General features: G+C 58.6%; 15 protein-coding genes. 10 read left to right on the forward strand and 5 right to left on the reverse strand.

Translation table 11 applies throughout. From position 1 onward, the window contains the following. The first annotated feature begins 102 nt into the window (after positions 1-102). Positions 103-1083, forward strand: a complete 981-nt coding sequence (locus tag R3E82_15550) for a hypothetical protein (GenBank protein ID MEZ5552299.1) — start codon at positions 103-105, stop codon at positions 1081-1083. A gap of 1 nt (position 1084) precedes the next feature. Here R3E82_15550 and nhaD read toward each other — a convergent pair whose 3' ends face one another. Continuing rightward, complete coding sequence (gene nhaD / locus R3E82_15555) at positions 1085-2401, reverse strand: sodium:proton antiporter NhaD (GenBank protein MEZ5552300.1); 1317 nt, start codon at positions 2399-2401, stop codon at positions 1085-1087. A 30-nt stretch (positions 2402-2431) separates the two neighbouring features. Continuing rightward, positions 2432-2614, reverse strand: a complete 183-nt coding sequence (locus R3E82_15560; protein ID MEZ5552301.1) for a hypothetical protein — start codon at positions 2612-2614, stop codon at positions 2432-2434. A 205-nt stretch (positions 2615-2819) separates the two neighbouring features. Here R3E82_15560 and R3E82_15565 point away from each other — a divergent pair, with 205 nt between their 5' ends. Beyond that, the gene (locus tag R3E82_15565) at positions 2820-4364 is read left to right on the forward strand and encodes an NAD(P)/FAD-dependent oxidoreductase (protein ID MEZ5552302.1); all 1545 of its coding nucleotides are present in this window, start codon (positions 2820-2822) and stop codon (positions 4362-4364) included. Positions 4365-4538: 174 nt separating this feature from the next. Here the strand turns inward: R3E82_15565 and R3E82_15570 are convergent, their stop codons facing one another. After that, the gene (locus R3E82_15570) at positions 4539-5012 is read right to left on the reverse strand and encodes a hypothetical protein (GenBank protein ID MEZ5552303.1); all 474 of its coding nucleotides are present in this window, start codon (positions 5010-5012) and stop codon (positions 4539-4541) included. A gap of 248 nt (positions 5013-5260) precedes the next feature. On the opposite strand from R3E82_15570, the gene R3E82_15575 reads away from it, so the two are divergent. Then, complete coding sequence (locus tag R3E82_15575) at positions 5261-6184, forward strand: glutathione S-transferase C-terminal domain-containing protein (protein ID MEZ5552304.1); 924 nt, start codon at positions 5261-5263, stop codon at positions 6182-6184. Positions 6185-6188: 4 nt separating this feature from the next. Here R3E82_15575 and R3E82_15580 read toward each other — a convergent pair whose 3' ends face one another. Both R3E82_15580 and R3E82_15585 read right to left on the reverse strand, forming a co-directional pair. Continuing rightward, the gene (locus R3E82_15580; protein MEZ5552305.1) at positions 6189-6491 is read right to left on the reverse strand and encodes a DUF2845 domain-containing protein; all 303 of its coding nucleotides are present in this window, start codon (positions 6489-6491) and stop codon (positions 6189-6191) included. A gap of 60 nt (positions 6492-6551) precedes the next feature. Beyond that, positions 6552-7292, reverse strand: coding sequence for a glutathione S-transferase family protein (locus tag R3E82_15585; protein MEZ5552306.1), 741 nt, complete (start codon positions 7290-7292; stop codon positions 6552-6554). Positions 7293-7311: 19 nt separating this feature from the next. Between R3E82_15585 and R3E82_15590 the strand changes: the two genes are divergently transcribed. From R3E82_15590 to R3E82_15620, 7 genes are all read left to right on the forward strand, one after another. Further along, positions 7312-7482 carry a hypothetical protein gene (locus R3E82_15590; protein ID MEZ5552307.1) on the forward strand — a complete coding sequence of 57 codons (171 nt, stop codon included), beginning with the start codon at positions 7312-7314 and terminating at the stop codon, positions 7480-7482. 142 nt (positions 7483-7624) lie between these two features. After that, a complete protein-coding gene (locus R3E82_15595; GenBank protein ID MEZ5552308.1) occupies positions 7625-8224 on the forward strand; it encodes a hypothetical protein in 600 nt (199 codons plus the stop codon). 134 nt (positions 8225-8358) lie between these two features. Beyond that, positions 8359-8739, forward strand: a complete 381-nt coding sequence (locus R3E82_15600) for a VOC family protein (GenBank protein MEZ5552309.1) — start codon at positions 8359-8361, stop codon at positions 8737-8739. 67 nt (positions 8740-8806) lie between these two features. Further along, entirely contained in the window at positions 8807-9178 is a 372-nt protein-coding gene (locus tag R3E82_15605; protein ID MEZ5552310.1) for a DUF1428 domain-containing protein, read from the forward strand. A gap of 12 nt (positions 9179-9190) precedes the next feature. Further along, positions 9191-9982: a VOC family protein gene (locus tag R3E82_15610; protein ID MEZ5552311.1), complete on the forward strand. Its 792-nt coding sequence runs from the start codon at positions 9191-9193 to the stop codon at positions 9980-9982. Positions 9983-10088: 106 nt separating this feature from the next. Then, positions 10089-11144, forward strand: coding sequence for an LLM class flavin-dependent oxidoreductase (locus R3E82_15615; GenBank protein MEZ5552312.1), 1056 nt, complete (start codon positions 10089-10091; stop codon positions 11142-11144). A gap of 140 nt (positions 11145-11284) precedes the next feature. Then, positions 11285-12334 (forward strand): hypothetical protein, encoded by a 1050-nt coding sequence (locus R3E82_15620; protein ID MEZ5552313.1) that lies wholly within the window; start codon positions 11285-11287, stop codon positions 12332-12334. Positions 12335-12387 lie beyond the last annotated feature (53 nt).

Consider the following 12387-nt stretch of genomic DNA (forward strand, 5'->3'; position numbering starts at 1 on the left):
TGAATATCGCGTGAAGGTCTGTTGCACCAGGCCGGTGGAAGAGCCGGAAAAGCGAAATGGGCGCTAAACTCATGCAGGCAATCAGAAGGAAGCGAGCAGTCTATGTCCGATGAACACATGCATCCCACCCAGGATGACCCTGCCTGGAGTGAAAGCTACTACTTCAACTTTGTGGACCCGAACTCCCGACTGGGCATGTTTACCCGCATGGGCTTTCGTCCCGGCAGCGGCTGGGCCGACGCACTGCACGTGATCTACCTTCCCGGCCGACGAGTGGCCTTCACCTATGGCCGGCGCGATATCGGGGCGGATCTGAGCGCCTACGATGGCGATCTGACCGCCGGTAACCTGAAGCTGATCTGCTCTGAACCGCACAAGCGCTGGGATATCCTCTATCGCGGTCCTGCTCAGGACATCGCCGATGGACGCATTCTTCTGCAGCGAAGCAAGAGTCGCCCCGAAGGCTGGTTCAAACCATCCCGGCTGGATATGGCAGTGAGCTTCGAATGCCTGACCGAACCCCATTACGCTGCCTCCGGGGCCAGGGGGCATTTCGAACAGAGTGGTCGTGTGCGGGGCAGCGTGGGTCTGGGAGCTGAACGCTGGGAGGTGGACGGCTACGGTGTTCGGGATAAATCCTGGGGACCACGGGATTGGGGTGCAGGTGATCGGGGACAGGCCGCAACTTCGGCTCCGGGTCAAGGACCGGCACCATTCGTGAACTGGTTTTCCATGAACTTCGGAACACACGCAGCGCTGGGCGGTTCCTGTTTCAGAAGTCGCGATGGTGTGATGCGGGGTGAAGGGTGGCTGCAGCGCGACGGCACCTCCAGCACTCTCAGAAATGTCACCATCGAAACCGAATACGAGTCAGACTCCATCCTGCACAAGTCCATTCGATTGCGCGCAGAACTCGACGATCAGGAAAAAATTGAAATCACGGGAGAAGTTCTGAACCAGTGCCCCACCAAGATCCCGATGCCCGGGGGTGCCACCTTCGTGAACGAAGGGCTGACTCGATTTCAATGGGGTGAGCAGACGGGATACGGGATCGCCGAGCACTGGCATGCGGTTTCGCTGTGACTCAAGGCCCGTGCAGCAACATGTGCACCCATATGCTCAGGGCATAACCCAGACCAATCGCCGGGCTCCATTTCAAGTGACCAAAGAACGTGTAGAAGCCCCGGGCCTGACCCATCAGTGCAACACCAGCGGCGGAGCCGATAGAAAGCAGGCTGCCGCCGACCCCGACCGTCAGAGTAACCAGCAGCCATTGTGAGGTGTCCATATCCGGCGACATCTGCAGCACGGCGACCATCACCGGGATGTTATCCACGATCGCCGACAGAACACCCACCAGACTGTTTGCATAGAGCGGCCCAAGACCTTCATACAGCCATACGGAAAGCTTATCCAGGTATCCGATAAAACCCAGCCCGCCCACACACATGATGACTCCGAAGAAAAACAGCAGCGTGTCCCACTCCGCCCGGGCAACTTCTCGAAAACTGTCGAACGGCTCGACTTCTCCGACGTCCCCATAGCCCGGAGTATCCGTGCTCAACGGCAGATGTGTCTTCCGCAGGTAGTAACCGAAGAGTTTCAGATAGGCCAGGCCCGTCATCATGCCGAGAAAGGGCGGCAGGTGCAGAAACTGGTGGAAGGACACCGCTGTTACGATGGTGCAGCCAAACAGGCCGACAATACTGCGTGCACCCCGCTTCATAGGTATCTGCCGATCCGCAACCGTCGGAGAGCCCTTCGGCAGTGCCAGGTACATGCAGCCTGCCGGAACCAGAAAATTAACGAGCGAAGGCAGAAACAGCAGGAAAAAGGTCTGGAACGGCAGCACCCCGCTCTGCCAGACCATCAGTGTGGTGACATCACCAAACGGGCTGAATGCACCTCCCGCGTTGGCGGCCACCACGATGTTTATGCAGCCGATTCCGATGAAGCGTTTGTTGTCCCGACCCACCGCCATGATCACGGCGCAGGTGACCAGAGCCGTCGTCAGATTGTCGATGATGGGCGAGAGAAAAAAGGCCAGAAATCCGGTGATCCAGAACAGCCGCTGATAGCTGAAGCCACGCAACGTCAGCCAGGATCGCAATGCTTCGAAAACATTGCGCTCGCTCATGGCGTTGACATAGGTCATTGCGGCCAGAAGAAACAGGAACAGCTCCGCGAATTCCACAAGAAAGCGCTTTACCGCTTCCTCCGCCTCATGACCCGGTCCCACACCGGCATACTGGTATCCGATCAGGGCCCATATGATTCCTGCGGCCAGCATCACCGGTTTGGATTTGCGCAGGTGCGTGAATTCCTCGACGATCACCACACCGTAGGCAAAGACAAATATCGCGATGGAGGCAACGCCTACCCAGTGTGTCGTCAGGTCCACTACACTCTCCTCTTCTTCGAACCGGATCCGTCAGCCCTGATTGCGAGTCTCCATCATCTGAGCAGGCGCGACCTGCATCTCGCCGATGACCCGCCGGGCCACTTCTTCTCCGCATGCGGCCGAGGAATACCCGGCCAGGGACTTCATGCCCCCCGTCAACAGCGCCGGATAGTAACCGGCGGATGGTGGATATCCAGCAGATATGCCCGCCATCGTGTCGACTGGTTCTGGCTATCGGGACTTTCCCTGATTTACCCGCTTCCTGAAAGGGCTCAAGAAGGGTGTCGAAGCAGATCCGGCGGGGTGGGTACTGCTGCTATCTTAAGTCACCATCGCCAGACTGGCCGGGAGAATCGGCCTGTGGACAGTTAATTTTCGGCAGGCGCACGCTCGCTGATATCGAAAAAGGAGACTATTCGTGCCTAACACCCTGAAGAAACCCAAGGCAGATGCAGCAACGCATGTCGACGTCCTGATCGTCGGAGCGGGCATCTCCGGGATCGGATCCGCCTATCACCTGCAGGAGCAATGCCCGGGCAAGCGCTATGTGATTCTGGAGATGAAGGACACTTTCGGCGGCACCTGGGAAACCCACAAATATCCGGGTGTCCGATCCGACTCCGATCTCTACACCTTCGGCTACCGCTTCAAACCCTGGGTCGGCACACCGGTCGCCAGCGCGGATGAAATCCTCAAATACATGGGCGAGGTCATCGAAGACAACGGAATCGACAAACACATCCGCTACGGCCACCGCATCACCCGATGCAGCTGGTCAAGCAGCGATAACCTCTGGAGCGTCGAGGCAACGCGAAGTGCAGACGGCGCGAGCGTTACCTTTACCTGCAATTTCCTGTGGATGTGCCAGGGTTACTACAACCACGAATCGCCCTACATACCCGACTGGCCCGGCGTGGACCGATACAAAGGCAAGTTTATCCACGCCCAGCTCTGGGATCCGGAGATCGATTACACCGGTAAACGCATCCTGGTCATCGGTTCCGGCGCCACTGCGGCAACGGTGATCCCTGCATTTGCTGAGAAAGCCGCGCATGTAACCATGCTGCAACGCTCCCCGACCTATTTTTTCTGCGCCGAAAACAGGAATGAGCTGGCCGATCGACTGCGCGAAATCGGAATCGATGAACCGACCATCCACCGGGTGGTGCGCGCCCAGATCATGCACGATCAGGACTTGATGACCAAACGCTGCCTCACCGAGCCCGACGTCGTGTTCGAGGAGCTGAAAGCCCTGGTCCGTCAGTTCGCGGGAGAAGACTTCCAGTTTGAACCCCACTTCGTTCCGAAGTACCGGGTCTGGCAGCAGCGGCTGGCATTCTGCCCGGATGGCGACATCTTCAAGGCAGCTGCCGAAGGCAAGGTGAGCGTCGTTACCGACACGCTGGATACCTTCACCGAGAAAGGTGTACGCACAGTCTCCGGAGAGGAGCTTGAAGCGGACATCATCGTTGCAGCTACCGGCTTCCGCCTCTCTGTCATGGGGGACATCCCGTTTGAGAAGGACGGCAAGCCGATCGACTGGCACGACACGGTGACCTACCGGGGCATGATGTTCACTGGTGTACCTAACCTGCTCTGGGTGTTTGGCTACTTCCGTGCGAGCTGGACCCTGCGCGTCGACATGCTGGGTGATTTCGTCTGCAAGCTGCTCAACCATATGGATGAGATCGGCGCGAAACGGGTCGAGGTGGCCCTTCGCGACGAAGACCAGGATATGGAGATTCTGCCCTGGATCGAGCAGGAAAACTTCAACCCGGGCTATCTCATGCGCGGGCTCGACCAGCTGCCGTGCCGCGGTGACAAACCCGAGTGGCGGCATAATCAGGACTACTGGACCGAAAGGGTGGAGATTCCCGCAACCGACATGGACGGCCCGGAGTTTCTCTACGACGGCAAACGCCGATCGGTAGCAAAAGGCAAGCGGAAGGCCAGCGTCGCGTAAGCCACACTTCTCAGCGGTAAGCAGACGACCCTCGACACGCTCGAGGTCGTCTGCTCGTAAGGCTGCCGATAGAGGGTACTGGCGGGCTGACAGACGTGTTGCGCGATTTCGCGTGCGCTGAAGACCCGCTCTGGTACGCACAGTGTCAGGAAGCACAGCAACCCTGATTTGCAGTCAATCTGAAGTCGACCAGATCCCTTTCACCACCACAGCCAGCAGCAGTACGACGATCAGTACCGACGGCAGACCCGGCAGAAAGCCGAGCACTCCGAAAATGTCGGAAGGCCCCAGGGGATTGTCGCCAATGCTCAGTGCGCGATTGCCTGCAGCATTACCCAGCCAGTAAAAGGCGGTGAACGACCAGGCAACATAGATAAAGCCGTAAGCTGTCAGCCGCTGCATCCTCGAGGACAAACCGGTCTTCGGCAGAGACAGCCCCACGGCGATCACCAGCAGACCATTCATCGTCCCGCCGGAATGCGCACGAACCCACCCCTCACTGGTGCCGTAGGTGGGGATCGAGAGGATGTGGCCCGGCCAGATTTCCAGTCCTCCCAGCAGAGAGAACATCAGCATGAACCCTGCCAGCATGGCGATCAGGATGACCAGAAATCCATGACACAGCGTAATTCTCTGCAAGCGTTCCATAACCCCTCTCCCGTTATTGATACCGATGATTCAAGCCCCCGTCCTCCTCAGCCGTACGCCGTCAGCCCATAGGTGAATGCCAGCATTTTCATCGGTTACCCCCCGAGCTCGAAACACTGACCGGGCAAGTTTCTGCTGACAGCATCGGAGTTGCAACCAGCCTGTCCCATTGATCTGCGACCTGTCGCACTCTAGTCTCGACTTCACTGATTCCACTCCACAGGCCGGCGAGGTGATAGAAAGTGGGAATGCTGATTGAAGGTCGCTGGACGTCCGATGACCTGCGCAGAACCAATGGCAACGGTGAATTTATTCGCACCCGCTCATCCTTCCGGGAGGTGATCGGCGACGGAAACCCACGCTTTCCAGCCGAGGCAGGCCGCTACCACCTGTTCGTCAACGCAGGGTGTCCATGGGCATATCGGGCCATACTGTATCGATCGCTCAAGGGACTGACCGACAGTATTGGCATTACTTTCACTCAACCTGCAGCAGGGCCGGAAGGCTGGACTTTCGGGGAAATCGCTGAACCGCTGCTGGGCGCGCAACACCTGCACGAAATCTACTCCAGGGCGGACCCTGCATTCACAGGCCGGGTCACGGTGCCCGTACTCTGGGATAAAGCGGGCGAGACCATCGTCAACAACGAATCCGCCGACATCATTCGCCTGCTGGACAGCGCTTTCGACACGTTGCCGGGCGTCAGTCGCACCACTTTCTATCCGACGGATCTTGCAGCGGAAATAGACAGCCTGAACGGGATCATCTACACGAATATCAACAATGGTGTGTATCGATGTGGGTTCGCACAATCCCAGAGCGCCTACGAAGCTGCGTACGATGCCCTGTTCAACACACTCGATGATCTCGACAGGCGATTATCGACACACCGATATCTTTGCGGAAGCCGTATCACCGAAGCGGACTGGCGGCTGTTCTCGACCCTGGTCCGTTTCGACATAGCCTACTACGGCCACTTCCTCTGTAATCGCAACCGACTGGTGGACTTCAGGAATCTCTGGCCCTATACGCGAGATCTTTATCAGTATCCGGGAGTCGCTGAGACAGTCGATGTGAATGCGATCAAAGGGATTTACTATGGCAGCCGTCCGCCCTTCCTGCTGCCGAAAGGACCCGAGATAGATTTTTCCATTCCGCACGGTCGTGCGTAACCTGTCAGGGCAGGTGCAGTTCTGAAATCGGCACTTCAGGCTTCGGACGCAGCTCAATCCGGACCAGCCGGCCGTTTTCGAAGGTAAGCAACCGGCGGAAGCGGTTCGACCCCTGTTCGTAGAACCACTCCTCTACCGGCAGGTATACACCAGCGGCCAGAAAACTCACACGGCGATACTCGGCGTCCGGTGGTCCGCAACGCTCGAGTACTTCAATGAAATTGAAACCGCGCTGTACCAGTGATTCATCACAGCGCATCTCTGCACGGCTGTGAACCGCCGTACACAGGAAGATCAGTACTGCCACTCCTCGAATCATGACACAACGCTATTCCAGTCGGCCTGAACGTGCAATGAACAGCGTCGACTATTGAGAGCGGTGCCTTGCGTACATCTGATGCACCCATTGGATTGCCGGGTGCGGCTGCCACTGGGCCAGAAAGGTCCGCAGACTTTCCGGAATCGGCTCCGGTCGCTGCATGTCAGGGTGAGACACGTTTGCCAGGGGGGCGAGCAGGGACGCGGCGGTGAGGTCGGCGATGGAAAACCCGTTACCTGCCAGATAGCCAGTCGCGGCGATGTCTTCGGCAAGCTGGTCCAGTGTCGATCGGCACAGATCAATCGATCGGGCGATGTTATCCGGATAGACAAGATTGCCTTTACGGATCAGCGGCATCGCCAGCGGCAGAGTGGCCCGATAGGCGAGGCGCTTCAGTGGCCCTTTCGAAGCGGCGAAAGTTCTGCACAGATATCCGGGTTCGTGAATGAAAACGGAAAACACGGCCGTGCGCGTTGCCGGTCCGACAATACTGTCGAAATGCGACTGGACGCCAAGCGCGAGGGTGCGGCTGGCTTCACCTTCGGGATACAGGGCAGGGTGTGGGTGCTCTGCTTCAAGCCAGTCGATGATCGCTGCCGATCCCGACACGAAACCGTCCGCATGTTGCAGCAGGGGGGTGGTCGTCGGTCCACCGGAACGCCTGCGGATCTGCGGAATATGCGGACCCGGCAGATAGCTGATCCTATTGTGGGGGATCTTTTTGAAATCCAGCGCCCATCGAACCTTGTCGTTGAAGTGCGAGCTTTCGAACTGATGCAGGATAAGCATACTGATCGGCGCTTTTAATATGATGATCATCATACTGATATTCGTGCCCGGCATTGTCACGACGCAGAGCAGGGATGCGCTGGCGGTCGACGCCACTGCTCTCGGGTCTGGCAGATGCGTGCTCACCACCCTTACACCAGACGTCATTCGTATCGGCAAATCAGCCGCGCCTGCCATCACGCTGCAGTAAAGGAGCTGGAAGCCGGCACACAGCATGGCAAGTAAATTCCGGGTGCAGACCCGGACGCTCCGGTGCTATATTTTGTTGCGTCGCACAAACTGGACCGAACGCACATTCACCGAACGGGCGTTCCGGGCTGGAGACATCCGCCATGAAGACCAGGTCAACCGGCATCGAATACTCGGATCGGCTCCACGACGGCCGCGAGGTCCGTTTCGACTTTCTCGGCCCGGCCGATCGCGCGGACCTGCTGGCGGGCTTCGAAGGTCTTTCTTCCCGATCCCGCTATCTGCGCTTTTTCTCGGCGATGCCGAGTCTGCCCGATTTCATCACCGACGGTCTGCTCAACACCGACACTCACAACCATGTGGCTATCGGTGCCCGACTGCTGTCCGCAGATGGTGAAATCGCGCCACCGATTGTCGGCGTAGCCAGGTATTTTCGAACTGCCGGGGCGCCTTATGTCGCCGAACCTGCGGTGGCGGTAGTGGATGAACTTCATACCCTCGGACTCGGCAAACTGCTGCTGCGCAGACTCTCGGAAACAGCGCGCGCGAATGGGATCAGCCATTTCAGATCCCACGTGCTCAGCGAGAACGAGCGCATCAGATCGCTGCTTGCCGGCGCCGGCGCCGAAGTGGTGGAATATGGCGACAGTACGCTGATCTACGACGTAGACATCCGCAGGTCCGCCAGACCACCGAGAGGCGTACTGGCACGTCTGCTCGAGGCGATGCTCCAGTCCGGCTAGCGCCGGCTGCATGATCGCGGGGGAACCCTCCTGGAGGCCGACGCGCACGGCAGCAGAGCCGATGCAGGCGGGATTCAAGTGACTGACGCACATGTTCTGCGTCAATTGATCTGTGCATTTCAGGGGAGAGAAAAATGATCGGCTATATCACCATCGGCGCGCTGAACAGCGAAGCGTCCGGCGTGTTCTACGATGCGGTGCTCGGAGAATGTGGCTGTGAGCGCAAGTTTGCAGACGGCGGCTGGATTGGCTATGGCACAAAGGGAGACGATTCGCACAGCATCTATGTTTGCCCCCCATTCAATAAAGAGCCAGCGACGGCCGGTAATGGGATGATGATCGCGTTCAAAGCGCCTTCAAAAGCATCGGTTGACGCGGCTCACAGAGCGGGCCTTGCCAATGGCGGCACCGACGAAGGCGCGCCAGGATTTCGGCCACCCGAGAAGCAGTCCTGGTATGGCGCCTACCTGCGTGATCCCACAGGCAACAAGATCGCCATCTATGTGGCCTCATGATCGCGGCATCAGTGGGAGCACCGCAGCAGGCTCCTGACACCACCCGAGCAGGAAAGGAGGACTCGATATGTCCTATATAGACGGATTTGTGATCGCCTGCCCCAAATCGAACAAGCAGGACTTCATCAGACACGCAGAAACAGCAGACGGTGTTTTCATGGATCTGGGGGCTACCCGGATTCTGGAATGCTGGCAGGACGATGTTCAGAAAGGTGAGACCACGGATTTCTTCATGGCGGTGCAGGCGAAGGATGATGAGGCGGTGCTGTTTTCCTGGATTGAGTGGCCGGACAGGCAGACCCGGGATGCCGCGATGGAGAAATTGCGCGCACCGGATTTTTCAGATCCACGCATGGATCCGGAGAAGAACAGAATGCCCTTCGATGGCACAAGACTGATTTTCGGTGGTTTCGTTCCGGTCGTGACACTCGAGAAATAGGAGACAGCACCCATGTCCGCACCACAGGCTGACTTTATCTGGTATGAACTGATGACGCCGGATTCCGACGCTGCAGCGGCATTTTACGGTGCTGTTGTCGGATGGAAGATCGAACCTCCGGCGGATGGTGCAGAAACCGACTATCGCATGATCGTTCGCGACGACAAGGGCAACGCCGGCGGCATGCTCGAGCTGACGCAGGAGATGATCGACGGGGGCGCCGGACCGCTGTGGATACCCTACCTGTACTGCTCGGACGTGGACGCAACGATCAGTGCAATCGAAAAGGCTGGTGGTGTCCTGCAGATGCCGCCAACCGATCTGCCGGTAGGAAGAATCGCCATGATCGCCGATCCCCAGGGCGTGCCGATCTACATCATGGATCCCATTCCGCCGGATGGTGCCCCGGATACCGGCAGCGATGTTTTTTCCCCCGACGCGCTGCAGCGGGTCGGCTGGAACGAACTGGAGAGTCCGGATCTCGAAGAATCGAAGCGCTTCTATACGGATCACTTCGGCTTCGAGTTCAACGAAAGCATGAACATGGGCGAGATGGGCGACTACTGCTTCATAGACCACGACAGCCGCCGTCTCGGTGCAGTTTTTCAACAACAGGATCGGAGTCAGTCAGCCAGCTGGCAGATGTATTTCCGGGTGCCTTCGGTGACCGCTGCGAAAGCCACAGTCGAATCGAAGTCCGGCACAGTGCTCATGGGGCCGATGGAAGTACCCGGTGGGGACTGGATCATCATCGCAACTGATCCTCAGGGTGCACGCTTCGGTCTGGTCAGTGCAGGCGCGTGAGTACACGCGTGTGAATGCTCCGGCGTGAATGCCTGAGCGTGAATGCTCGGTCGTGAACAGATGGAGGCGTCCAGCGACAGATCTCGAAGCTGAGCAGGTCAAGGTTATGAAATATTCTGTCGCATTCGCATCCGAAGTCGATTCCTGGCGCTGGGCGAAGCGCGCAGAAGAGCTGGGCTTTCACGCAGCCTGGTTCTACGACACTCAGTTGCTTAATCCCGACGTCTTCATCTGCATGGCGCTGGCGGCTCATGAGACCACCAGGATTCGCCTGGGCACTGGTGTTCTGGTGCCCTCCAACCGGATTGAGCCGGTGACAGCGAACGCTTTCGCATCTCTTTCGAAGATTGCCCCTGGACGTATCGATTTCGGAGTCGGGACCGGCTTTACGGCCAGGCGCACCATGGGTCTGGGCGCGATCACACTCGCACAGACACGCAGCTATATTGAACGCGTTCAGCAACTGCTGCGCGGCGAAACGATCGAGTGGGATTTCGAAGGGAAGGCGCGGAAGATCCGCTTCCTCAATCCCGACCTGGGACTGATCGATATCGGGCAGGACATTCCTCTGTGGTTTTCCGCTTTCGGCCCCGGCGCCAAACGGATGGCTGCCGATCTTCGGGCTGGCTGGCTGAACTTCGGCGCCCAGGGAGCCATTGAGAGCCTCCAGGAAATGCAGGATATCTGGACGGATACCGGCAGCGAAACTGAAGCACTTCAGTCCAATCTGTTTTTCCTTGGCGCTGTACTGGACGGTGACCCGGACGCGGATCGGGCGCGATTGATGTCAGAAGCCGCACCGCTGACCGCAGTCATGTTTCACAACATGGCAGACGAAGTCGGCGCAATGGGCGGACGCAACCTGCCAACCGGAACACTCAGCAATCTGCTCAGCGAATACATGCAGACTCACGAACGCTATGAGCCGGCCGACGCCAGGTATCTGACGAACCATCGCGGTCACCTCATGTTTGTGCGGCCGGAGGAGACCCACCTGTCCGAAGACCTCGTGAAGGCGACCACCATGAGTGGCACCCGTGAGGAACTGGTCGAGCGGATGCGGGCGCTGGCGGCAGCCGGCTACGATCAGGTGACTGTGCAACTCGTGCACAATCATGAGTCAGCAATCGAAAGATGGGCGGACGTATTCAGATCCATCTGATGGAGAGCGACCTCTGCTGTCCCGCTCAGAGACAGCTCCTGGCGGGCTCACAATGCGTCCACCGGCCACGGCGCTCCGGAGTTGCGTTGCAGGGTGCCTGATTGCAGACTTCGAGTATCAGACAAGCCCCCGGCAACAGTATGTACAAATTCAGTCAGCCCGCTCTTTTCCTGGCAGTCATACTTATCGCCGCGCCTGTGGGCGCGGAAATCAGACGCACCGCGTCCGGTACACCGGATCTGACCGGCGTCTACGACACCGGCACACTGACCCCGACCCAGCGTCCCGAATGGCTCGGTGAGACGGAATATCTCTATCCCTGGGTGGCCAGCGCACTCAACTGGGTCTTTGGTATCGCTTCGGACTGGGCGCTCACCGATGAGAGCGATCCGGATCGGGAAGCACCGCCCGCCGGGGGTGACGGGAACAATATCGGCGGCGCGGGTGGTGTGGGGGGCTATAACCTCTTCTACATCGACCCGGGCAGCTCGCTGGGTGAGATCGATGGCAAGGTACCCACCTCGATCATCTACGATCCGCCCAATGGCCGCTATCCGGAAACCCGGCCCGGCGTTGCAGACCGGTTTGGAACCATTTATCAGAGCTTCGCCCACGAAAACACTGGCGAGGCGACCTGGCTCGATCACGACGGACCGGGGCCTTTCGACGGTCCGGAGAGTCTGGCGCCGTCTGAACGCTGCCTGATCTCCTTCGGTTCCACCGTGCCGACCATCTCCAGTCTCTACAACAACTACAAGCGCATCGTACAGACCGACACTCACGTAATGATACTGCAGGAGATGGTTCACGATGCACGGATCATCCGCCTCGATGCGCAGCATTCGCCGGAGTCCAACCGCAAGTGGCTGGGCGATTCCATCGGTCGCTGGGAAGGTGACACTCTGGTCGTCGAAACTCGCGGGTTCCGGGATATCAGCGGGCTGCCGGGCGCAGATGAAAATCTTCAGGTGGTGGAGCGGTTCACCCCGCTGGAAGACGGTAACCTCTACTACGATTTCACGGTGACCGACGAGACAGTCTGGACCAGGCCCTGGAGCGGCCGATATGTGTGGCAGGCGAAACCGGACGATCTGGTTTACGAATATGCCTGCCATGAAGGTAACTATGCGATGGGCAACATCCTGCGGGGAGCGCGACTGCTGGAGAGCGAATACCCGGGCGGAAAGTGACTCAGTCCGGTGCGCCTGTCACTGGCGCACCATCTGCTGTCCTACCGGTTCCC

The sequence above is a fragment of the Pseudomonadales bacterium genome (assembly GCA_041395945.1).
In the GTDB taxonomy this organism is placed as follows: Bacteria; Pseudomonadota; Gammaproteobacteria; order Pseudomonadales; family Azotimanducaceae; genus SZUA-309.